The sequence below is a fragment of the Allorhizobium paknamense genome, from assembly GCF_030815125.1.
GTDB classification, from domain to species: Bacteria; Pseudomonadota; Alphaproteobacteria; order Rhizobiales; family Rhizobiaceae; genus Allorhizobium; species Allorhizobium paknamense.
The window spans coordinates 119,310-141,808 of record NZ_JAUSWH010000004.1 but is presented as its reverse complement, the minus strand read 5'-3'; the positions used below and the strand labels follow the sequence as shown (position 1 = coordinate 141,808).

23 protein-coding genes are annotated in these 22,499 nt (G+C 59.8%); 12 read left to right on the top strand and 11 right to left on the bottom strand.

All coding sequences use genetic code 11. The annotated features are described in order from the left end of the window. The first annotated feature begins 3 nt into the window (after positions 1–3). From QO005_RS08335 to QO005_RS08305, 7 genes are all read left to right on the top strand, one after another. Complete coding sequence (locus QO005_RS08335; RefSeq protein WP_307157536.1) at positions 4–1,101, top strand: DUF1513 domain-containing protein; 1,098 nt, start codon at positions 4–6, stop codon at positions 1,099–1,101. A 48-nt stretch (positions 1,102–1,149) separates the two neighbouring features. Next, positions 1,150–1,602, top strand: a complete 453-nt coding sequence (locus QO005_RS08330; protein WP_307157535.1) for a TspO/MBR family protein — start codon at positions 1,150–1,152, stop codon at positions 1,600–1,602. 55 nt (positions 1,603–1,657) lie between these two features. Further along, a complete protein-coding gene (locus QO005_RS08325) occupies positions 1,658–2,134 on the top strand; it encodes a PaaI family thioesterase (RefSeq protein WP_370878034.1) in 477 nt (158 codons plus the stop codon). Further along, on the top strand, positions 2,131–2,769 hold the full coding sequence (locus tag QO005_RS08320) for a 5'-methylthioadenosine/S-adenosylhomocysteine nucleosidase (RefSeq protein WP_307157534.1): 639 nt from the start codon (positions 2,131–2,133) through the stop codon (positions 2,767–2,769). Before QO005_RS08325 ends, QO005_RS08320 begins: the two co-directional genes overlap by 4 nt. 86 nt (positions 2,770–2,855) lie before the next feature. Next, positions 2,856–4,433 carry a glutamine-hydrolyzing GMP synthase gene (gene guaA / locus QO005_RS08315; RefSeq protein ID WP_307157533.1) on the top strand — a complete coding sequence of 526 codons (1,578 nt, stop codon included), beginning with the start codon at positions 2,856–2,858 and terminating at the stop codon, positions 4,431–4,433. A gap of 165 nt (positions 4,434–4,598) precedes the next feature. Continuing rightward, positions 4,599–6,587: a tetratricopeptide repeat protein gene (locus tag QO005_RS08310; protein WP_307157532.1), complete on the top strand. Its 1,989-nt coding sequence runs from the start codon at positions 4,599–4,601 to the stop codon at positions 6,585–6,587. A gap of 195 nt (positions 6,588–6,782) precedes the next feature. Next, positions 6,783–7,286 carry a hypothetical protein gene (locus tag QO005_RS08305; protein WP_307157531.1) on the top strand — a complete coding sequence of 168 codons (504 nt, stop codon included), beginning with the start codon at positions 6,783–6,785 and terminating at the stop codon, positions 7,284–7,286. Positions 7,287–7,384: 98 nt separating this feature from the next. Here the strand turns inward: QO005_RS08305 and QO005_RS08300 are convergent, their stop codons facing one another. Next, positions 7,385–7,594, bottom strand: a complete 210-nt coding sequence (locus QO005_RS08300; protein ID WP_307157530.1) for a SlyX family protein — start codon at positions 7,592–7,594, stop codon at positions 7,385–7,387. Between the two features lie 186 nt (positions 7,595–7,780). Continuing rightward, a complete protein-coding gene (locus QO005_RS08295; protein ID WP_307157529.1) occupies positions 7,781–8,065 on the bottom strand; it encodes a hypothetical protein in 285 nt (94 codons plus the stop codon). 369 nt (positions 8,066–8,434) lie between these two features. On the opposite strand from QO005_RS08295, the gene recF reads away from it, so the two are divergent. Genes recF through QO005_RS08280 form a run of 3 tightly spaced genes read left to right on the top strand, consistent with a single transcriptional unit; the run spans position 8,435 to position 10,830 of the window. Continuing rightward, positions 8,435–9,559 carry a DNA replication/repair protein RecF gene (recF, locus tag QO005_RS08290; protein ID WP_307157528.1) on the top strand — a complete coding sequence of 375 codons (1,125 nt, stop codon included), beginning with the start codon at positions 8,435–8,437 and terminating at the stop codon, positions 9,557–9,559. 30 nt (positions 9,560–9,589) lie between these two features. Then, positions 9,590–10,348, top strand: a complete 759-nt coding sequence (locus QO005_RS08285) for a molybdopterin-synthase adenylyltransferase MoeB (RefSeq protein ID WP_307157527.1) — start codon at positions 9,590–9,592, stop codon at positions 10,346–10,348. 5 nt (positions 10,349–10,353) lie between these two features. Then, on the top strand, positions 10,354–10,830 hold the full coding sequence (locus QO005_RS08280) for a GNAT family N-acetyltransferase (RefSeq protein ID WP_370878025.1): 477 nt from the start codon (positions 10,354–10,356) through the stop codon (positions 10,828–10,830). 91 nt (positions 10,831–10,921) lie between these two features. Here QO005_RS08280 and QO005_RS08275 read toward each other — a convergent pair whose 3' ends face one another. After that, positions 10,922–11,926 (bottom strand): 2-hydroxyacid dehydrogenase, encoded by a 1,005-nt coding sequence (locus QO005_RS08275; RefSeq protein ID WP_307157526.1) that lies wholly within the window; start codon positions 11,924–11,926, stop codon positions 10,922–10,924. Between the two features lie 266 nt (positions 11,927–12,192). Between QO005_RS08275 and QO005_RS08270 the strand changes: the two genes are divergently transcribed. Further along, complete coding sequence (locus tag QO005_RS08270) at positions 12,193–12,732, top strand: SH3 domain-containing protein (protein WP_307157525.1); 540 nt, start codon at positions 12,193–12,195, stop codon at positions 12,730–12,732. A gap of 478 nt (positions 12,733–13,210) precedes the next feature. Next, entirely contained in the window at positions 13,211–13,945 is a 735-nt protein-coding gene (locus QO005_RS08265; protein ID WP_307157524.1) for a sulfite exporter TauE/SafE family protein, read from the top strand. Positions 13,946–14,197: 252 nt separating this feature from the next. On the opposite strand, the gene QO005_RS08260 is transcribed toward QO005_RS08265, so the two are convergent. From QO005_RS08260 to lptC, 8 genes are all read right to left on the bottom strand, one after another. After that, positions 14,198–15,196, bottom strand: coding sequence for an adenosine kinase (locus QO005_RS08260; protein ID WP_307157523.1), 999 nt, complete (start codon positions 15,194–15,196; stop codon positions 14,198–14,200). Positions 15,197–15,334: 138 nt separating this feature from the next. Then, the gene (locus QO005_RS08255; protein WP_307157522.1) at positions 15,335–16,864 is read right to left on the bottom strand and encodes a putative bifunctional diguanylate cyclase/phosphodiesterase; all 1,530 of its coding nucleotides are present in this window, start codon (positions 16,862–16,864) and stop codon (positions 15,335–15,337) included. A gap of 184 nt (positions 16,865–17,048) precedes the next feature. Beyond that, complete coding sequence (gene ptsN / locus QO005_RS08250; RefSeq protein WP_307157521.1) at positions 17,049–17,513, bottom strand: PTS IIA-like nitrogen regulatory protein PtsN; 465 nt, start codon at positions 17,511–17,513, stop codon at positions 17,049–17,051. Between the two features lie 110 nt (positions 17,514–17,623). Next, positions 17,624–18,187, bottom strand: a complete 564-nt coding sequence (gene hpf / locus QO005_RS08245; protein ID WP_307157520.1) for a ribosome hibernation-promoting factor, HPF/YfiA family — start codon at positions 18,185–18,187, stop codon at positions 17,624–17,626. 433 nt (positions 18,188–18,620) lie between these two features. Continuing rightward, positions 18,621–20,156: an RNA polymerase factor sigma-54 gene (gene rpoN / locus QO005_RS08240; protein WP_307157519.1), complete on the bottom strand. Its 1,536-nt coding sequence runs from the start codon at positions 20,154–20,156 to the stop codon at positions 18,621–18,623. 156 nt (positions 20,157–20,312) lie between these two features. Beyond that, on the bottom strand, positions 20,313–21,116 hold the full coding sequence (lptB, locus tag QO005_RS08235; RefSeq protein WP_370878024.1) for an LPS export ABC transporter ATP-binding protein: 804 nt from the start codon (positions 21,114–21,116) through the stop codon (positions 20,313–20,315). An 11-nt stretch (positions 21,117–21,127) separates the two neighbouring features. Then, on the bottom strand, positions 21,128–21,691 hold the full coding sequence (locus QO005_RS08230) for an LptA/OstA family protein (RefSeq protein WP_370878023.1): 564 nt from the start codon (positions 21,689–21,691) through the stop codon (positions 21,128–21,130). 9 nt (positions 21,692–21,700) lie between these two features. Further along, a complete protein-coding gene (gene lptC / locus QO005_RS08225; RefSeq protein ID WP_307157518.1) occupies positions 21,701–22,366 on the bottom strand; it encodes an LPS export ABC transporter periplasmic protein LptC in 666 nt (221 codons plus the stop codon). Positions 22,367–22,499 lie beyond the last annotated feature (133 nt).

Here is a 22,499-nt window from a genome sequence, read left to right as displayed (position 1 = left end):
CCGATGGGCACGCCAGGGCAGGGAAGCAGCGGCCTGATCGACCGGCGGCAGTTTCTGAAAGCGGCGGGAGCCGTCTTTCTGGCCGGGCTTGCACCACGCGCGGCGGAAGCGCTGGTCCGGACCGATGCCGTCTATGCCTCTGCCTTCCGCGACCGCAACGGCGATTTCGGCCTTGCCATTTTGAGCGAGGCAGGCGAGGTGGTGACGACAGCCGAGCTTCCCGGACGCGCCCATGGGCTGGCCGCCAGTCCCGTCACCGGCCAGGTGGTGGCCTTTGCCCGCCGCCCCGGCACCTTTGCGCTGGCGCTGGATCTGAAGGGCAAGACGGAGCCGGTGGTGTTTTCCGCTCCGGAGAACCGGCATTTTTACGGACATGGCCATTTCTCCCCGGATGGCAGGCTGCTTTATGCCAGCGAGAACGATTTCGACGGCAATCGCGGTGTGATCGGCCTTTATGACGCCCTGGACGGCTTTCGTCGCCTCGGAGAATTTTCCGCCCATGGGATTGGCACCCATGACATGAGCGTCAGCGATGACGGCAGCCTGCTGATCATCGCCAATGGCGGTATCGAGACCCATCCGGATTTTGGCCGGACCAAGCTCAATCTCGATCATATGCAGCCCTCTCTGGTGCTGGCGGACGCCAAAACCGGAGCGCTTCTTGAAAAGCATGACATGCCCGCCAATCTCCGGCAGCTTTCGACACGGCATGTCGATCTGGATGCGAAGGGCCGCATCTGGTTTGCCTGCCAGTATGAGGGGCCGCGCACCGATCTGCCGCCCTTGGTCGGGCATTTTTCCAGGGGGGAGGCGGTTCGCTTCATCGATCTGCCGCCTGCGGTGACCGAGGGGCTTGCCAATTACGTCGGGGCGATTGCCGTCAACCGCATGGACGGCCTCGTTGGTGTCACCTCACCGAATGGCGGCATGGCTGTGACGATCGAGGCGGCAAGCGGCAGGGTGCTTTCCCATCATCCCGTCGCGGATGCCGCAGGCATTGCCGCTGCTGCCCATGGTTTTGCCGTCTCGTCCTATCGCGGTGATTTCGCCGGAAAAAAACAGGATGTGAACTGGGATCAGCACATCATCCGTTTGCGTTGATCAGACGTAGAGCAGAAACGCTCTAATTGCTGATAAATGAGGTATCCCATGCGTCGTGCTGTTCCCTATGCCGTTTTCATCCTTGTCGTCGTGGGCCTCGGCTCGTTGATGGGGCTATTGAACCTGCCGGGCGAATGGTACCAGTCGCTGCAAAAACCCTCCTTCAATCCGCCTGCCTGGATCTTCGGTCCCGTCTGGACCGCGCTTTATGTGATGATCGGCATTGCCGGCGCCCGGATATGGCTGCTGAAACCGCGCTCCACGCCGATGGCGCTGTGGCTGGCGCAGATGGTGCTGAACCTGTTGTGGACGCCTGCCTTTTTTGGTCTGCACAGCCCCGGTTTCGGGCTGGTCGTGATCGTGCCGCTGCTGGCGCTGATCCTCGGGTTCATCGTCAAGGCCTGGCCGATGGACCGCCTGGCGTCCGTGCTGTTCTGGCCCTATGCGGCCTGGGTCTCCTTTGCCAGCCTGCTCAATCTCTCGCTGTTTCTCCTGAATTGACGGCGATCACGCCCGAGCTTGCGGCTTTTTGCGGCGCAACATCTTGCTCCCTGCCCTGACGCATGGCAATTTTCGCTCGCAAAAAATCAAGGCTGAGAACAGGACAGTGGAAGAGCGAATTCGCGCAAGTTTTGCCCGCCAGGGAGCCATGGAGATGCTGGGCGCGGAATTGACGCGCATCAGCCACAAGCTGGTGGAGATCGAACTGCCCTTTCACCAGAAGCTCACCCAGCAGCACGGCTTCCTGCATGCGGGCGTCATTTCCGCCGCGCTCGATACGGCGTGCAGCTATGCGGCCTACACGGTGCTGGAGCCGGACGCCTCGCTGCTCACCATCGAGTTCAAGGTGAACATGATGTCGCCGGGGCGCGGCGAACGCTTTCTGTTTCGCGGTGAAATCACCAAGCCCGGCTCCACCATCATTGTTGCCGATGGCCGCGGCTATGCTATAGGCGACGGACCCGCCAAATTGATCGCCTCGATGACCAGCACGCTGATGGTCATTCGCGGACGACAGGATATTCGCGAATGACATTTGAACTGAAATCGGTTTCCGGCAAATCCATCCTTTTCGTCATGGCTGCCGAGGCGGAATATGGCGCGCTGTTGCGCAGCCGCATCCAGCCGCTGATGACGGGCGTGGGGCCCGTGGAGGCCGCCGTGGTGACGACCCGGGCGCTCTCATCGCTGGACGCCGCGCAGAGCCTGCCCGATCTTGTCGTTTCGCTCGGTTCGGCGGGATCGCGCCGCCTGGAGCAGGCCGAAGTCTATCAGGTGTCCTCCATTGCCTATCGCGACATGGATGCCTCCGCCTTTGGTTTCCCCAAGGGGCAAACGCCGTTTCTTGACCTGCCGCCGGTGGTGGACCTGCCGCTGCGTATTCCCGGCATTGCCGCCGCCAGCCTTTCCACCGGCGCCAATGTGGTTTCGGGCGCGGCCTATGACGCCATCGAGGCGGATATGGTGGACATGGAAAGCTGGGCGGTGCTGCGCGCCTGCCAGGCTTACAATCTGCCGCTGATCGGCCTGCGCGGCATTTCCGACGGCAAATCCGATGTCAACCATATCGACGACTGGACGGAATATCTGCATGTGGTGGACCGCAAGCTGGCTGCATCGGTGGATGCGCTGTTTGCCGCCATGGGCAATGGCGTTTTCTGGTTCTGACCAAGGGAAACGCGAAGGTCAGGCTTTTTGACGATTCCGGCAATTGGGTGATTGCCAGACGCATCGCTTTTATTTAAAGGCTCGCCATGACCCAGATAGCGCATCCCGACAGCATCCTCATCATCGATTTCGGCAGCCAGGTGACGCAGCTGATTGCGCGCCGCATTCGCGAGGCCGGGGTCTATTGCGAAATCCATCCGTTCCAGAGCGCGCGTGAGGCTTTTCTGAAGCTTCAGCCGAAGGGCGTGATCTTTTCCGGCGGTCCGGCCTCCGTGACCGATGACGGCAGCCCGCGCGCGCCGCAGGAGGTGTTTGAGGCGGGCATCCCCGTCCTCGGCATCTGCTATGGCCAGCAAACCCTCTGCACCCAGCTTGGCGGCGTGGTGGAAGGCGGTCATGCGGCGGAATTCGGCCGCGCCGATGTGGAGATCAGGACGGCAAGCCCGCTGTTCGAAGGCTTCTGGGAAGTCGGCAAGCGGTATCCGGTATGGATGAGCCATGGTGACCGCGTCACCAGACTGCCGGAGGGCTTCGAGGTCATCGCAACCTCGGAAAACGCCCCCTTTGCCATCGCCGTCGATGAAAAGCGCCGCTACTATACCACCATGTTCCACCCGGAAGTGGTGCATACGCCGGATGGCGCAAAGCTTCTTTCCAATTTCGTGCACAAGATCGTCGGGTTGAAATCCGACTGGACCATGGCCGCCTACCGGGCCGAAATGATCCGCAAGATCAAGGAACAGGTGGGCACGGAACGGGTTATCTGCGGCCTTTCCGGCGGCGTGGACTCCTCTGTTGCCGCCGTTCTGATCCATGAAGCGATCGGCGATCAGCTCACCTGCATCTACGTCGATCACGGCTTGATGCGCATGGGCGAGAGCGAGCAGGTCGTCGGCATGTTCCGCGACCATTACCATATTCCGCTGATCCATGTGGATGCCTCCGACCTGTTCCTGACGGAGCTGGCCGGTGTGACCGACCCGGAAGTCAAACGCAAAACGATTGGCCGCCTGTTCATCGAAGTGTTCGAGGCGGAAGCCGCCAAGATCGCCGCCGATGGCAAGGGCGCGCCGAAATTCCTGGCGCAGGGCACGCTCTATCCGGACGTGATCGAAAGCGTCTCCTTCTCCGGCGGTCCTTCCGTCACCATCAAGAGCCACCACAATGTCGGCGGCCTGCCCGAGCGCATGAACATGCAGCTCGTCGAGCCGCTGCGGGAACTCTTCAAGGATGAAGTGCGGGCACTGGGCCGCGAACTTGGCCTGCCGGACAGCTTCATTGGCCGCCATCCCTTCCCGGGTCCGGGGCTTGCCATTCGCTGCCCGGGTGCCGTGACCCGCGAAAAGCTGGATATCCTGCGCAAGGCGGATGCGATCTATCTCGATGAAATCCGCAAGGCCGGGCTTTACGATACCATCTGGCAAGCCTTTGCCGTGCTGCTGCCGGTGCAGACCGTTGGCGTCATGGGCGATTACCGCACCTATGATTTCGTCTGCGCGCTGCGCGCCGTCACCTCGGTGGACGGCATGACGGCGGATTTCTATCCCTATGACATGAACTTCCTGGGCCGCACCGCCACCCGCATCATCAACGAGGTGCGCGGCATCAACCGCGTCGTCTATGACGTGACCTCGAAGCCGCCCGGCACGATCGAGTGGGAGTAAGCCAGCCGCTGCCGGATCGGACACGACCGGCAGCACGTTGGCAGTTTGCGATTGCCGCCGTGAACAAAGGCTTGGATTGCATCGGTCTTTCTGTGAAAGATTGATTCCAGTTCCATAGGATCGTTTGCGCGATCCTGACCCGTGCTGCCCCCATCACAGAGGTCCATGCCCATGTTCAAACGCTTCCTGTCGGCGCTTGCCGGCCAGAAAGGCAAGCCGCCTGCCGCATCATCCCCCGGCCAAAATGACAGCCAGGAACCGCCTGCCGGGCAGGAGGAGATGATCGTTGCCTATGACGCCTATGGGCGGGAGATGCGGATTGCCCGCAGTGACTGGCGGGAGAAGGTGTTTCTGCCCAGCCTTGAGGAGAAGTGGGACAAGCCTGACGACCTCTATGACGCCATTCTCACCGGGTTGAGGGATGGCTTTGCCGCCGATCTCAACGCCGCCTCGGCGCGTCTGGTGGAGATCGATGCGGATGCCGAGCGCGGCCATGTCATGCATGGCATTGTACTGTTGCAGACCGGCCAGCTGGATGCCGCCGAAAAGACGCTGCGCAGCGGCATTGAAAAGGTCGGCGAAACCGGAACGCTGCTCACCAATCTCGCCAAGGTCTTCGCCGAGCGCGGCGATCAGGTCGAGGCCGAGACTATCCTTTGGCGTGGTATAGAACTGGATCCGAACCAGGACAATGGCATGCTGTGGTGGGTGAGCCTGCAACAGGAGAAGTGGGGCGAGGCGGGTTATCTCGACGCGCTGAACGCCGTGGCAGCGCTGCCCGGCAGCTGGAGGGCGCAGCTTTGGCTGGCCCGCCATCACCTCGAGCACGGCAACGTCGAGGCAGCACGTGCGCTCTATCAGCAGGTGCTGGCGAGTGGCAGCTTCGATAGCCGCGCACTGATGATGATCTCCGGCGACCTTGGCAATCATGGTCAAATCGCGTTGATCGCCGACCTTGTCGCACCCGTTTATGATGAGCATCGTCATGATCCCATGGCGGGGCTCAACCTGCTCAGAGCCTATCAAGAGCTTGGCCGGGTGGTCGAGGGCGAGGCGCTGCTGGCGCGCCTGTATGCGCTGGGCTTTGCGCCGCTCAGGCAGCATCTCGACGGTTTCGCACAGGCCTTTCTGCGCCTTGGGCAACAGGCGGCCAAGGCGACGCCGATGGCGCCGGAAGAGGTGCAGTTCAGCACTCTCGCACTCACCCAGCCCATCTGGCAGTACAGCCTGTGCAAGGCTGATTGGCTTTTTGCTCAAAAGCCGGAAGCCGCGCCGCAAGTGGGCTTCGTCGCCTGGTCGAAGACGGAGGAGGGCGCTGAACGCTCCGAGGTGCAGCGCGAGGACGATGGTGGCCGCCTGACCCGCGCCATTCCGCTCTATCTGGCTGAAGCCGTGCATTACTGGAGCGATTATGCAGGCCATTGCTTCATCAGCCTTGTCGAAGGCGGTGGCCCCGTGGTGTCGACCCGCGAAATCACCGGTGAAGATCTGTTCGACGGCCTGCCGTCTGCCATGACGCATGTGGTGACGGGCATGCTTGGAAGCAGCGGCGAGGGCAAGGCCCGGCGCTGGCATCTGGCGCTGACGCTGTGGGATTGCACCACCCGCACGGCACAGGCCACGGAGCGGGGCGAGGCGGATGATGGCGCGCTCGGCGCACTTGTGCTGAAACTGGAGCAAGCCGTCCTCTCCCGGATCGGGCGTGGCCGGGACGTGCCGCTGGATCTTTTCTATCACCGGCCTTCCGCAGAAGCCATGGCGGTTTATCTGGCGGAGCTTGGCCAGTCTCTCACCCTGACCTTTGCCGCCAATGAGCGGGTGCCGCGCTCGGCGCTTTGGGGAGAGCGCACCATGCTGGACTGGCCGCTGAACATGGCGCTGCATTGGCCTTCGGTTGCCACGCCAAAGCTGATGTATCTTTCAAGCCTCGCCAAGGCTTATGATTATCGCTCCGATGTTCTGATGGAGTATCGAGAGCGGACCTTGCAATTGCTGCGCGATGCCGAGGGGCCGGATAGTCCCGAACGGCAGCTTCAGCCACTGGTCTGGAAAATCTTCGGCATGCAGGAGGAATTCGAGGCGCACCGCTTCTCTCTGCCAGCGGATGCCAGCCCTGCCTATCGGGCATGGCTGGAGCGTGTGGCGGCAAAGTAAAATAGAGAGCATTTCCAGAAAAGTGGAAGCCGGTTTTCGTTCGGAAATGCGTGAAAGCAAATAGAGCATTTCCAGGAAAAGTGGAAACCGGTTTTCCGTCCGGAAATGCGTGAAAGCAAATAGAGCATTTCCAGGAAAAGTGGAAACCGGTTTTCCGTCCGGAAATGCGTGAAAGCAAATAGTTAAAGGGCAGCCATGCCGGACATCACGCCCATTTTGCTCACCCTCGGCTTTCTTGGCCTGATGCTGGTGTTTGTCCTCTGCTTCGTGATGGTGCTGAGGGCGCGGCTCAGGGCGGCGAAAGCCAATCGGGTGGAGATGCGTGGCGATGCGCTGCATGTGCCGCTGATCGCCGCCTTTTCCGGTTGGAAAGGCGTGCCCTGGCTGAGCCGCGCCTCCAGCGATATCAGACCGGTTCTGCTGCTTCATCCCGATCACATCGAATGCCGGGTGATCCGCACCCGCAAGAAGCCCTATACCCATGTCTCCCGCGTCGATTACCGCCGCAGTATCGGCACGGAAAACGTGGTGCTGGAATTTTCCGACAGTCTGAGAAGCTTTATCGGCAACACGGCCAATCCGGAGGTGGCGCGGGATGCCATTGCCTTTTTGCGTCAGAAGGGCTGCCCGCTTTCGGGGCGGGCAGAGGACTTGCTCTCGAAAGGCACGCTTGAGCAGGCTGTTCTGGATCAAGATTAGAGCATAATCCGACCGGAGTGAAACGAGGATCGACAAGATTATGCTTCAAAAATAAACTGTTAGAGCGCCGATCTGATCCAGTCAGATCGAAAAGCGCTCTAAAAATGCGGTGGCTTGGTCACCGGGATGGCGTCACGCGACTGCTCTTCCAGCATCAGGAAGCGCTCGGTCAGCCGGTCGAGCTTCACCCGCATCTGCTCCGTCAGCTTCCACTGCTCGGCCAGTTGTTCGGAAAGCTCGTCAATGGTCTTGGTCTGATAGGCAACGGTTTCCTCAAGACGGATAAGACGATCGTCCTGCTCGGTCATGTGGTCTCTCCTTTTTGCCATGGTCACGCATGCCGCAGATGGCAATCCGAAGGCCATGCGTCAAGCCGCATCGCCGGACTTCCTACTGCATAATTCCTTAAATCGGAATCGATTTAAGGATAAAATTATGCAGAAAATTTAAAGTGTTAAAGCGTCTTTTGTGCGTTTGATAAAACGCACGGCGCTTTAATCCCGCTGCGCTTTTTTCTTCTGATAGGGCATCAGCATGACAGCCGAGGCCGTGACGGCGGCGGCGAAGGTGAGCGCCAGCGGCAGGCCGAGCATCAGGCCGACGATCAGGCCGCTATCGCTGTGGTCGAGTCGCGTGCCGAGGCCGCCGACATCCAGCCAGAGCAGGAGCCCTGCCACCAACAGCCCGAGAGCTGCACCAAAAAGAGCGTTGCCGCCGAGAAAACGCAGCATGTCCCAGTGGTCCTGACGGGCCTCTTCCGGTGTCAGTTCGTCGTCCATCTTTCCCACTCCCCGCTTGCCTTGCAGTCTATCGCTCTTTGCTGAAAAAATCAGTCGGCGTCTTGTCTCAGGCGTGATTTCCGCCTAAAGCCCGTTGCGGCTTATCAGCCTCATGCAACGTGCTTTACGCTCTTGTTTTAACGCATGTCGTTATCGCAAAACCGCTGCACACTTTTGCGCGACATGCACTAGTGGAATGAATTTGACATTTGATACCCATTTGCGGGGAACTCGAGGATCAAATGTCAAATTCGAAAATTCCAATAGAATCATAAGGTTGCTAGTGGTTTTCATGATTGTGACATTTGCTCTCGAGGGTGCTGCACAGGGTAGCAAATGTCACAATCAAACCACTAGCTCCACAACACAATGACCGAGAAGACGTTCATCACCCGGCTGAAGCTCACCGACTTCCGCAATTATGCGGCGGCCTCTCTGTCGCTTGACCAGCGGCATGTCGTGCTCACCGGCCATAACGGCTCCGGCAAGACCAACCTCATGGAAGCGGTTTCGTTCCTGTCGCCAGGGCGTGGCCTGCGGCGGGCGGTGCTTCAGGACGTGGCCCGTGCTGGAGCTACGGGCGGCTTTTCCATCTTCGCCGCGCTGGAGGGCATGGAAGGCGATGTCGAACTGGGCACCGGTACTGAGTTGCAGGAAGAAAATGCGGTGCGCCGGCTGCGCATCAATGGCGCCGCCGCCCGTTCCGTCGATGAACTGACCGACCATCTGCGCCTGCTCTGGCTCACCCCGGCCATGGATGGGCTGTTTACCGGGGCTTCCGCCGAAAGGCGGCGTTTTCTCGACCGGCTGGTGCTCTCCATCGATCCGCTGCACGGGCGGCGCGCCAGCGATTTCGAGCGCGCCATGCGCAGCCGCAACCGGCTTTTGTCCGAGGGGCGCTTCGATCCCTCCTGGCTTTCCGGGCTGGAAGAGCAGATGGCGGCGCTGGGCATTGCCATGGCGCTGGCGCGGCAGGAAATGATGCGTCTCCTTTCGGGCCTGATTGCAGAACGGGAAGACCCGGAAAACTTCCCCGTAGCCGATCTGCGGCTCTCCGGCTTTCTGGACGAGGGGCTGGATGCGCCTGCCATCGATCTTGAGGACCGCTATCGCACGCTTCTCGAACAGGGGCGCGGGCGCGATGCGGCGGCTGGCCGGACGCTGGAGGGGCCGCATCGCAGCGACCTCCTCGTGCGCCATCGGGAAAAGAATATGGAGGCGGAGCGCTGCTCGACCGGTGAACAGAAGGCGCTGCTGGTCGGCATCGTGCTTGCTCATGCCGAGCTGGTGGCCACCATGACCGGTTTTGCCCCCATTCTCCTGCTCGATGAGATTGCCGCCCATCTGGATGAGGGGCGCCGGGCGGTGCTGTTCAACCGCATCGACGCGCTCGGCGGGCAGGCCTTCATGACCGGCACTGATCGCGCAATGTTTTCGGCGCTTGGTGAGCGGGCGCAACATATCACGGTGCGGGACGGGCAGCTCCTTTCGTGACAGATTGCGGCAGATATGAGAGAAAAGGCCATGGAACCGCTGACGCCTGACGAAATCACCCGATATCAACGCCATATCCTGCTGCCGGAAGTCGGCGGCGCCGGTCAGCAGAAGCTGAAGGCGGCGCGGGTGCTGGTCATCGGTGCGGGCGGGCTCGGTGCGCCGCTTCTCCACTATCTCGCGGCGGCAGGTGTCGGCACGATCGGCATGGTGGATGACGATGTCGTCTCGCTCTCCAATCTGCAAAGGCAGGTCATCCACGATACCGGAACACTCGGTCACCTGAAGACGGAGAGTGCGGCGCAGGCCATGGCGCGGCTCAATCCGCATGTCAGGGCGATCCGCTTCGAGGAGCGCTTCGACGGGACGTTTGCGGCCCGCCATCTCAGCGGTTTCGATCTTCTGGTCGATGGCTCGGACAATTTCGACACCCGCTATGCCGCTGCCGATGCGGCGGAGACGGCTCGTGTGCCGCTGGTGACCGGAGCTGTCGGGCGGTTCGAGGGGCAGTTGACGGTGTTGAAGCCCTATGAAGCCGGGCCGGATGGCAGCCTTTATCCGCGCTACCGCGATCTTTTTCCGGAAAAGCCGCCGCAAGGGCTTATTCCGGCCTGCGCCGAGACCGGTATTCTCGGCGCATTGACAGGCGTGATCGGCACGCTGATGGCCATGGAGGTGATCAAACTGATCACCGGCATTGGCAATCCGTTAGTAGGACGCCTGTTACTTTATGATGGTCTTTCGGCGCGTTTCGATACAGTGAGCTATCGCCGCCGCACACAGAGGTAAAACGGATGACATTGGAAATCCGGCAGATCGATGAGAGTTTCACGGATTGGGACGGGTTGCTGGCGCTGGTGCTCAATGCCTTCGACTACATGCATCCGCTGATCGATCCGCCATCCTCGGCGCTCAAGCTGACGCCTGAGTCGTTGAAGGCCAAGGCGCATGAGGAAATCGGCTATATCGCGCTTGATGAGGGCAGGCTCGTGGGTTGCCTGTTCTGCCGCCAGGAAAGCGAAGAGACGCTTTATCTCGGCAAGCTGGCCGTGCTTCCCACCTTGCAGGGCAAGGGCGTGGGCCGTGCCATGCTGGCGGCAGCGGAAGGCGTGGCCAAGGCCTGCGGTGTGACGCGGCTTCGGCTGGAGACACGGATTGAGCTTAAGGACAATCACCGCCGTTTCGCCGCCTGGGGCTTTGCCAAGACCGCCGATAAGAGCCATCCGGGCTATGACCGGACGACGTTCATCGAAATGGTCAAGGCGATTTAGGGCATTATGCGTAGATGGAAAGCGCGACAGCGAACCTTTGTGCGCCGTATATGGCGCACGGCGCTGTAGAGCATTTCGGTGATATCTGTTCTCAATTCCGCCCGGGCAAAACCCGGTTCGGTGGCCGATGGCCATCGAAATAGGTGCGGATATTGATGATGACCTTGTCACCCATATCGATGCGGCCCTCAATGGTGGCCGAGCCCATATGCGGCAACAGCACAACCTTGCCCTCTTCCGCGAGTTTCAGCAGCTTGGGATTGACTGCGGGTTCGTTTTCAAACACGTCGAGCCCCGCTCCGGCAATCTTGCCCTCGCGAATATACTGGATCAGCGCCTGTTCATCGATGATGCCGCCACGGGCGGTATTGACGATGTAGCTCGTCGGCTGCATCAGCGCCAGACGGCGCGCCGAGAGCAGATGAAAGGTTGCGGGGGTCGAGGGGCAATTGACCGAGACGATATCCACCCGCGCCAGCATCTGGTCGAGACTGTCCCAATAGGTTGCCTCCAACTCGTCCTCGGTCTGCGGGCTGACGCGCTTGCGGTTGTGGTAGTGGATGGAAAGGCCGAAAGCCTTGGCGCGCCGCGCCACCGCTGTGCCGATCCGGCCCATGCCGACAATGCCGATGCGCTTGCCCCAGATGCGGCGACCGAGCATCCAGGTGGGAGACCAGCCAGCCCATTCACCGGGCTTGTCGGTCAGCACCCGCGATCCCTCGGCCAGACGACGGGGTACGGCCAGGATCAGCGCCATGGTCATGTCGGCGGTGTCTTCGGAAAGCACGTTCGGGGTGTTGGTGACGGTGATGCCCCGGCGCGCGGCGGCATCGATATCGATGTGATCGGTGCCATTGGAAAAACTGGCGATCAGCTTCAATTGTGGCCCGGCTGCCTCGATCAGCGCGGCGTCGATCCGGTCGGTCACGGTGGGCACCAGCACATCGCAGCGCTCAACGGCATCCAGCAATTGCTCGCGGCTGCGCGGGGTGTCATCAATGTTCAGTTCGGCGTCGAAAAGTTCGCGCATGCGGGTTTCCACCGCATCCGGCAATTTGCGCGTGATATAGACCTTGGTTTTTTTTCGTTGCGTCATGGCGACTTTCGAGACCTTATAAAGATGTCGTTAACCAAGTCGGGCGATGATTCCCGCATGATTCACATAGAGCAAGTCCAGGAAAAGTGTAACACGGTTTTCCGTCCGGACTTGCGCGGAAAAGGCAGGTCTGGACAAACAACCGCCTGTTTTTCAGGGTGTTTTTGCAAAAGTGCAAGTCTGCGTGAAACATCAATCCATTTGCCGGTGGACATGCGGAAAACCAGAGAGATGGGGCGTTTCGGCAGATCGCTCAAGGTGAGAGAATGCTGAAGCGCCTGCAATCTGTTGTTTGGGTGGCCGTGGTGGCGCTCACCACGCTTTCAGGCGCAGCGCCCGCTTTTTCTCAAGGCTCTACAAAGGGCGCCAGCGGCCTGCCGCTGCCGCGCTTCGTCAGCCTCAAGGCGGCGCGGGTGAATTTGCGCATCGGGCCGAGCACCGATTACGCCACCTCGTGGATGTATACCCGTTCTGGCCTTCCCGTGGAAATCATCCAGGAATATGAAAACTGGCGGCGCATCCGCGATGCCGATGGCACGGAAGGCTGGGTCAATCAGACGCTGCTCTCCGGCGAGCGCACGGCGCTGGCCGCTCCGTGGATGAAGGGCAAGGGCGAGAACATCTATGTCAACCTGCGAGCCGACGCCCAGACAAGTGCCCGCATCACCGCCAAGCTGCAGCCCGGCGTGCTGATTCACCTGAAGGAATGCAATGGAAACTGGTGCTACGGTCAGGCGGATGACGTCAAGGGCTGGGTGGCGCAGAACGAGATCTGGGGTGCCTATCCCGGCGAGGCTTTCAAGTAACGTTGGGGTTGCGAATGGCCGCGGGAGACTGATGATCTCCACGGCAGCGAAATTGGAATCTCCTTTATAAATTCCAGGTTGCACTTTATTTTATAGCAATCCTTAAATGCATTTTGCCCTTGACTTGGGCATTTGCATAAAATATCCGCACATCCAGAGGCGGTTCCGCAAGATGCGCATTGGTTCAGTTCAACCATGTGATGCGGATTTTTTAAAAGCATGAAACAGTGAAAGTTTTGAAAGTCGGACATTCCGTCTGGGATGGCCCTACAGCGCCGTGCGCCATATATGGCGCACGGCGCTGTAGCACTTTAAATCTGCTGCATAATTTTCCCCTTAATCGACTCCGCTTTTAAGGAATTATGCAGTAGGCGGCCTCAACCGGGCGTCTGAGGCGAGGCCGTTTCGTTCTGTCCGTCATCTCTGCAATCCACGCCTTGCGGTTTCCGGAGATGCTCTGCTTCAAGGTAATATCTCCATGTTTATGGCTGCGATTGGCGTTCCCTTCGGTGCGCTTCTGGGAACTCTGGGTGGATTTCTGGGAACGGGTGGCGGAACCTTTGCGATACCGCTTCTTGTGCTGTTTGCTGCCTACGATCAGAAGGCCGCCCAGGGAACGGCCCTGGTCATGGTGGTGACCAATGTTCTCTACGCGCTTCTGAAATATCGCAAGAAGGGCAGTTTCGATATGAACACTGCCATCATTCTCGCCGTCAGCGGCAGTGTCACCTCGGCACTGGCCTCGCTCTGGGCCTTGTCTCTGTCCAGCGAAACGCTGAAGACGGGCTATGGCATCTTTCTGATCATGCTGTCCGCCTTCATTGCCGTCACGCGCAATCGAAAGCTGGTGGCGGGTCATCTGGATGCGCGCTGGGCCTTCCTTCCTGGCGCGCTTGGTGGCGTCTCGCTCGGCCTGTTCGGGGTGGGTGGCGCCATGCTTGCGGTGCCGCTGCTGGTGATGTTCTACGGCCAAAGTCAGGTGCGCGCGCAAGGTCTGGGTTTGGCGCTGGCTTTGCCGGGATGCATGATCAGTCTCCTGCAATATGGCTATTATGGCCATGTGCACTGGGCTCTTGGGCTGACGCTCGCAGTGGGAGGCTTACTGGGTGTCCCGGCAGGGGTGCATCTGGCGCACAAGGTTCAGGAAAAGACCCTGATCCTGTCTTTCTGTATCCTGCTGATTATCGCAGGTCTGCTGGTTATTCTGAAATGATCTACAGCGCCGTGCGTTTTATCAAACGCACAAAGGACGCTGTAACACTTTAAATCTGCTGCACAATTCCTTAAAGCACGTTGCGGCTTATCAGCCTCATGCAACGTGCTTTAAATTCTTGTTTTAACGCATGTCGTTATCGCAAAACCGCTGCACACTTTTGCGCGACATGCTGTAAATCGATTCCGATTTAAGGAATTATGCAGCAGCATAAGGGGGTCCGGTGAAGAAACCTTCACCGGACTGGTCAAATCAAACCGGGATCAGCCCCGCATCCTCGCCGGCCTTCTTCAGGGATAGGCTGGGGCGGGGACCGATCTGCTGGATGACGATTCCGGCGGCAAGGCAGCCGAGCTTGCCGCAATCTTCCAGCGAGCGGTTCTGGGTATAGCCATAGAGAAAGCCGGCGGCGAAGAGGTCGCCGGCACCGGTGGTGTCCACAAGCTCGTCGATGATGGTGGCGGAGACGTGGATACGTTCGCTGCCCTTGAGGATCACGGCGCCCTTCTCGCTCATGGTCACGGCGGCCAGCTTGCAATCCTGGGCGATCCGGCTCAGCGCCTCCTCGAAATCCTCGGTTTCATAGAGGGCAAGCGCTTCCTGTTCATTGGCGAAGACGATATCCACGGTTCCCGATCGCATCAGGTCGAGAAATTCGTCGCGATAGCGGTGAACACAGAAACTATCGGACAGTGTCATCGACACTTCGCGGCCATTGGCATGCGCAATACGGGCGCAATCGAGGATGGCCTGCTTGGCGCGCGGCGGATCCCAGAGATAGCCTTCGAAATAGGTGACCTTGGCCTGGGCCACCACCTGTTCTTCCACATCCTCCGGGCCGAATTCCACACAGGCGCCCAGATAGGTGTTCATCGAGCGTTCGCCATCTTCCGTCACGAAGATCATCGAGCGGGCGGTCGGCGGCTCGCCGCCGCCGGGGCGTGTTTCGAAATGCACGCCCTGGGCGCGGATGTCATGGGCAAAGATTTCGCCCAACTGGTCGGCGGCGACCTTGCCGAAATAGGCGGCGCGTCCGCCGAGATTGGCAACGCCCGCCGCCGTGTTGCCGGCACTGCCGCCGGAGGTTTCGATGGCCGGACCCATAAGGCTGTAGAGCCGTGTGGCGCGTTCGGCATCGATCAGGTTCATGGCGCCTTTGGTGATCTCGTTATCGATCAGAAATCCATCTTCGCAGCGGGAAATAATATCGACGATGGCATTGCCGATCGTGAGAACATCGAATTGCGTCATGAAGTCAAAAGTCCCTGGCTGAACGTCCTTCGCTTTTTACCTGATTTGGCCGAACGCGAAAGCGAAAACCATCGGTACTTGACTTTCCGTTCCCGGAAAAAAACCGGGGATGATCCAAGGAGAAAAAGATTGCGATCTTCAGGCGGCGCTGCTGTCCATGGCGGAGGCGGCGCTACCGCGATGTTCCAGCAATTGCCGGGTCTCATCCGCCGACACAGGTTTGCCAAACAGATAGCCCTGACCGAAATCGCAGCCGATGCTTTTCAGGAAATCGAGCTGGTGGTCTTCCTCAATGCCCTCGGCGGTCGTCGATATGCCGAGCCCCTGTCCCAGTCCCAAAATGGCGCGGACGATATCCTCGCGCTTCTTGTCGGTCTCGAAACCGGTGACGAAGCTGCGGTCGATCTTGATCTTGTCGAAGCGGAATTTCGATAGTTGCGACAGGCTGGAATAGCCGGTGCCGAAATCGTCCAGAGCGATCTTGATGCCCGCCGCCTGGAGTTCGCCCAGGATGGCGGTGGCCGAGTCCATATCCCGAACCAGCGCGGTTTCCGTGATTTCGATTTCCAGCCGCTGCGGCGGCAGGCCGGTTTCCATCAGCACATTCATGATGCGCAGGCCCATCTGCCTGTCGCTCAATTGTATGGGGGAAATGTTGAAGGCGAGGCGGATGCTGTCGGGCCAGGCCATGGCGTCGCGGCAGGCCGCACGCAGCAGGCGTTCGGACAATTCGACGATCAATCCTGCGTCCTCGGCAAGCTCGATGAAATCGCTGGGCGGGATGATGTGGTTGGGACCGGCTTCCCAGCGGGCCAGCGCCTCGAAACCACGGATTTCGCCGCTGCGCAGGTCGATCAGCGGCTGGTAATAGGGCACGATGCTGTCATTGCGAATGGCGCGTTTCAGCGCCATTTCGGTTTCGGCCCGCCGCATCACCCGGTCTTCCATGATCTTTTCGAAGGCAAAAACACTGTTGCGGCCGCTTTTCTTGGCGACATACATCGCTACATCCGCGCAATGCACCGCATCGTTGAAGTCCGCGGAGTCCTCGGGATAAAGCGCAAAACCGATGCTGGCGCCAATTTCGGAGGTCATGCCGCCCACGTCATAGGGCGCCGACAGACAGCGCAGGATTTTGTGACCGAAGCGCAGACAATCCATGCCGGGATGCCGCTCGGCAATCAGCAGGAATTCGTCGCCGCCCAGGCGATAGGGCAAGGCTCCGGTGAAGAGCGTGTTCAGCCGATGCGCCACTTCCTTCAGCAGCAGGTCTCCGCCGTGATGGCCGACCAGATCGTTGACCCGCTTGAAACCGTCGAGATCAATGGAGTAAACCGCATAGCCGTGGGCGGGCTGTTTGCCGGCAAGGCCGGCCTTTTCCAAGGCGCGGCGGTTGGGAAGCAACGTCAGCGGGTCGTGATGGGCGAGCCAGTCGATATTTTCCTCAGCGCGATTGCGCCGGGCAATCTCCCGCTTCAGGTCGAGAATGCGCCGCCACGCATAGATGAGGCCGAAAACCCCCACGATATTGAAGGCCGTGAAGATCTCATCCAGTTGCCATTCTTCGTGGGCATGCAGAAATCGATCGAGCCGCTCATGAAACTGGATCCGCGTTCCAAACACCAGCAGCAGCACGCCAATGGCCAGCAGCAGCAGGGCTTCCCTCATCACCCGGTTTTTCAACATCCCTGGAAGCCGCACGCGCCGAACACTCCCTGATGACCGCTGCTTTCACAGCGAATTGGCACACCTTCCTGCGTAATCTTTATTGTTGAATAATTATCTAATAAATTGGAGAGAAATGCAGGGAGCTGCCTGCGGCGAGCAGAGCAGGCCCTCAGTCGTGTGAGGATCAGGCGGCGTTGGAGGCCTGATCTTCGTTGAGGAAAGTGTAAAGGGCCGTTGCCGAATCGCTGGCGCGCAACTTGGTCACCAGATCCTGATCCCTGAGCACCCGGGCAATGCGGGAAAGGGCCTTCAGGTGATCGGCGCCTGCACCCTCAGGCGCCAGAAGCAGAAACACCAGATCCACGGGTTGCTCATCCAGCGCCTCGAAATCGATCGGCGTTTCCAGTCGGGCAAATATGCCCTTGATGGAGGAAATGCTGTTGAGCTTGCCGTGCGGAATGGCAATGCCATTGCCCACCCCCGTCGAGCCCAGCCGCTCGCGTTGCAGGATGACATCGAAAATCTCCCGCTCGGCAATGCCGGTGAGCTTCGCGGCCTTGGCGGCGAGTTCCTGAAGCAATTGTTTTTTGGAATTAACCTTCAGGGCGGGAATGATCGCGTCCTGCTGCAGCAAATCTGCCAAGGCCATTGGGTTTTCCTTTTACGCCGCCGACGTCCCGGAAAAGGCGATGGCGATGCATCGCCTTTTCCACTGTTGCTGTTTTGCGCAAACGTGACCGCCTGCGCCCTCGATCTCATTCAGCCCTTGATGCTCGCGGCATCGATCCAGCCGATATTTCCGTCATTACGGCGATAGACGATGTTCAGATCCTGTCCGCCGGGGCTCTTGAACAGAACGATGGGCTCATCGGTCATGTCCAGGGCCATGACGGCAGAGGCCACCGACATCGTCTTCAGCTTCTTGGTGCTTTCCGCCACGATGGTGGGCGCAAAATCTTCCGGCACTTCGTCCTGTTCCTCGGGAACGGCATCCATGACGGTATAGGCAATTTCGGACGCGGTACCCGCATGGTGGTCCTTGAGCTTGCGCTTGTAGCGGCGCAGGCGCTTCTCGATCCGTTCCGCTGCGGCGTCGAAGGCCAGTTGCGGATCATTGGCTTCACCGGCCGCGTGAAGGTTCACGCCGCTGTCGAGATGCACCACGCAATCGGCAGAGAAGCGCGAGGCCGATTTGGTCACCGTCACCTGACTGGAATACCCTCCGTCAAAATATTTCGTGACACCGTCCGCGATCTGGGTCTCGATCCGCTGCCGGAACGAGTCGCCGATTTCCATATGTTTGCCGGATACACGCACACTCATGGAGTTTCCCTTCTTATCGTGATTTGCGGGTACCAGTTTACGCCAAGCGGCGCGCGCCTCCAAGCCTTTCCATCGCTCAAGTCTGCGCTCGGCCGTCTCGCTACCCATCAGGCCTCAGCCCGTTGGCTCGTGTCCCTGCAACCATTCCTTCTCGGCCCGCTACAGCGCCGTGCGCCCTATATGGCGCACAAAGGTTCGCTGTCGCACTTTACATCTGCTGCATAATTTTCTCCGTAAATCGGTTCCGATTTAAGGAATTATGCAGTAACCGCTCTTCCCGTCATTATCCTGTGGGGCTCGCCTTCGCCGCTGCTGGTCAGGATGGTGGTCCTGCACGTTTTGCGCGATTGAATTCGGCCCGTTTTTATTTCACGTCGCTCTAATGACGCCGCTCGCAAAAGTCAACGCTTGGTTAATTTTATGTTTTGGACGGTCAGGCAGAACTGCGGGCAAGGGCTCTCTTTTCTCGCCTGCGTTGTACTGATGACGGGATATTCATTGCCTCGCGATATTTTGCCACAGTGCGCCGGGCCAGATCGACACCGCCACTTCTGAGGCTTTCGACAATATCGTCATCGGACAGGATATTGTCAGGGCTTTCCTGGGCGATCAGCATGCGGATACGGTGGCGCACGGCTTCCGCCGAATGGCTGTCACCGCCTTCGGCGGAGCCAATCGAGACGCTGAAGAAATATTTGAGCTCGAACAGGCCGCGCGGCGTCAGCATATATTTATTGGAGGTGACGCGGCTGACGGTGGATTCATGCATCTTGATGGCGTCGGCCACCGTTTTCAGGTTCAGCGGCCGCAAATGGTCCACGCCATGATGCAGGAAAGCCTCCTGCTGGCGGACGATCTCGCTGGCCACTTTCATGATGGTGCGGGCGCGCTGGTCGAGGCTGCGGGTCAGCCAGTTGGCGTTTTGCAGGCATTCGCTGAGGAAGGCCTGCTCACCCTCCTCGCGTCGTCCATGCTTCTGCACCTCGGCATAATAGGCGTTGTTGACCAGCACACGGGGCAGGGTTTCCGGGTTCAGCTCCACGGCCCAGCCGTCGGCGGAAGGCCGGACGAAGATGTCCGCAACAATGGTTTCCGTCGGGCCGGTCTCGAATGCGCCGCCCGGGCGCGGGTCCAGCGTGCGGATCTCCGCCAGCATGTCCAGCAGGTCTTCCTCGTCCACGCCGCAAAGCCGTTTAAGCGTCGCGAAATCCCGCCGCGCCAGAAGATCGAGGTTTTTGACCAGCGCCGCCATGGCCGGGTCGAGCCTGTCCCGTTGCCGCAGCTGAATGGCGAGGCATTCGCCCAGATCGCGCGCAAACACGCCCGGCGGGTCGAAGCCCTGCAACAGGGTCAGCACCCGTTCCAAATCCATCACCGTTGCGCCAATGCGCTCGGCCAGTTCAGGCATGTCGGCACGGAGATAGCCGGTTTCATCGATCTGGTCGATCAGGGAAAGCGCGATCATCCGGTCGTGGGCTGCGGTCACGGCAAAGGGCAATTGCTGTAGCAGATGGTCGCGCAGCGAGGGGCGGGCGGCCACGAAATCGTCGAGATCGTAATCGTCCATGCCATCCGACAGTCCGCCAGGCATGGATTTCCACTGGCCGAGCAGATCCGGCGCATCGACCTTGGGGAGTGCTGCATCATCGCTGAAGGCGGTGCCGAAATTGGCGTCCAGGCTGTCGCTCAGCTGGCCGTCGCTGCGCTCATACCAGTCGCTGTCGGGGCCTTCTGTGCTCTCGGGTGCGGAAGCGGCCTCGGGTTCGGGGCCTGTGGCGGGAAGGTCACCCGCGCCCAAAGGCTCATCATTTGGCTGAAAATCGAGCAGTGGGTTCTTTTCCACTTCCTGCGCGATGAATTGCACGAGTTCGAGATGGGTCATCTGCAGCAGCTGGATGGACTGCATCAGCTGCGGCGTCATGACCAGGGACTGGCTCTGGCGAAGGAAAAGGCTGGCAGACAGGGCCATGGCGGACGAAAAACTCCCCTACGCTTCTCCTCGGACTCCCTTTGTTCCAGTTTTTTGGGCGTTCGAAGTCTCAACTGGCCCAAAAATTGCTTTTTTGAAGAGTTCGGTCAAGCGGTTCAGCCGATTGGACTTGAAATAAGTCAGACCGGCTGCCGTTTAGAGGCTGAATTTATCGCCCAGGTAGAGACGGCGCACATCCTGGTTGTTGACGATGTCGTCGGCGCGGCCATGGGTCAGCACTTCCCCGGCATGAATGATATAGGCGCGGTCGATCAGGCCCAGCGTTTCGCGCACATTATGGTCGGTTATCAGCACGCCGATGCCGCGGGCCGTCAGATGCCGCACCAGGTTCTGGATATCGGACACCGAAATCGGATCGACGCCGGCAAAGGGCTCGTCCAGCAGCATGAAGGTCGGATCGGTCGCCAGCGCGCGGGCAATTTCCAGGCGCCGGCGTTCGCCGCCCGAAAGGGCGACCGCCGGAGACTTGCGCAGCTTCTCGATGTTGAACTCCGCCAGAAGCTCGTTCAGCTTCTGCTCGCGCTTGCCGGTATTGCGCTCATGCAGTTCCAGCACGGCGCGGATATTGTCTTCCACGGTCAGCCCGCGAAAGATCGAGGCTTCCTGCGGCAGATAGCCCACGCCAAGGCGCGCGCGGCGGTACATCGGCATGGAGGTGACGTCATTGCCGTCAATGGCAATCGTGCCCTCATCCACCGGCACAAGGCCGGTGATCATGTAGAAGCAGGTGGTCTTGCCAGCGCCGTTTGGGCCGAGCAGGCCCACGGCCTCGCCCCGGCGCACCACGAGAGATGCGCCGTTTACGACGCGGCGGGTATTATAGGTCTTGGTCAATCCATGCGCGATCAGCGTTCCCTGATAGCGGCTCTTATCCCGCACCGACGCCTCGGGCTGGCCACCGGTAGCCGGAGGCTTTGCGCTCAAACCTGGAATTTTCACAGGCAATGACCTTATTGCTTCTGCGGCTGCTGCTGCGACTTCGGATCGAGCTGGATCTGCACGCGTCCGCCGCAACTGTCGAGCTTCGCCTCACCCGTCGTCATCTTCACGGTCAGGCGGCAGCCGACGAAGACGTTCTTGCCTTCCGACAGCACGACCTTGTCGCCTTCCAGCGTGAAGATCTGGGTGTTCATGTCGAAATGACCCTTATCGGCCGTGGCCTTCTGGGTTTCCGTGTTCAAAACGACGTTCTGCATGACGTCGATGGTGTCGATCTTGGCGTCACCGCTGGTGACGGCCGCACCCTGACCCTTATATTTCACCACCATGGAGGCCGACTGCATGGTCGTGGTGCCCTGCACCACGCGGACATTGCCGTTGAAGAAGGCGGTGTTTTCCTGCTGGCGCACTTCGAGCTGGTCGCTTTCGATCTGGATCGGCTTGTCGCCGGACAGTTTCAGCCCGTTCATATTGCTGGTGGTGGACTGGGCGAGGGCCGGAGCGGCCAGCGCACCAAGGCCGCAAACCAGCGCCAGGGTGGTGAGGACAGGAAGACGACGGGATCCTTGCGTCATGATCGGCTCTCAATTGCCAGTGTTCTGGAGGGCGGAACCGGCGATGTTCATGCGAACGGCTCCCGTTAATGTGATGACCTGTCCCTTATCCGTCATATCCATGGACTGCGCAACCACCGACGCATCCTTGGTTCTGATCGAGACCGGCTGGGTCGTCTTAAGCTTTCCGGCCTTCACGTCAAGGTCGGCGGATTGAAAGTCTGCGGTGACGCCGCTGGAGAGCTTGATCTCGAAAGGCTTGTCCAGCACCATCTTGTCGCTGGCGCGGTCATAGGTGCCGCTCTGAGCCTTGATGTCCGCCATGTCCTGATCGTTGACCGGCATCTGCGCGACAATCGTTTCCAGCGTGATGAGGTTGGGGTTCTTGATGTCCTGAAGCGCCCTCAATGCCTTCATCGAATAGGAAGCGCCATCGGAATTGCGCCCGGCGATGGCAGGTTTCGACATCACAACCTTGCCGTCCTCGATATCGGCGCCCTCGATCTTGATCGATTCCGGCAGATAGGTGCGCACCACCGACACGGCGATGAAGCCGAAGGAGAGCAGCATGGCTGCCGCTGGCAACAGGATCTTCAGCCGCCGCACCCGCGCGGAATGGCCGACCGCCCGCCGGTAGCGATCGTTCGAAGGGGGTGCAAAGGGCTCGTCAGAGCCTGCATCAAGACGTTTGAGCATGGGTGTGCTGTCCGTAGGGCCGACGGCGCAAGCCCGTCGTCATCAAGGCTTTGATCCTGTCCGGCATGTTTCGCATGTCCGCTTCTGGCTGCCAATATGGTTTTTTTAAAGTCGCTTACAAGCACCGTCACCC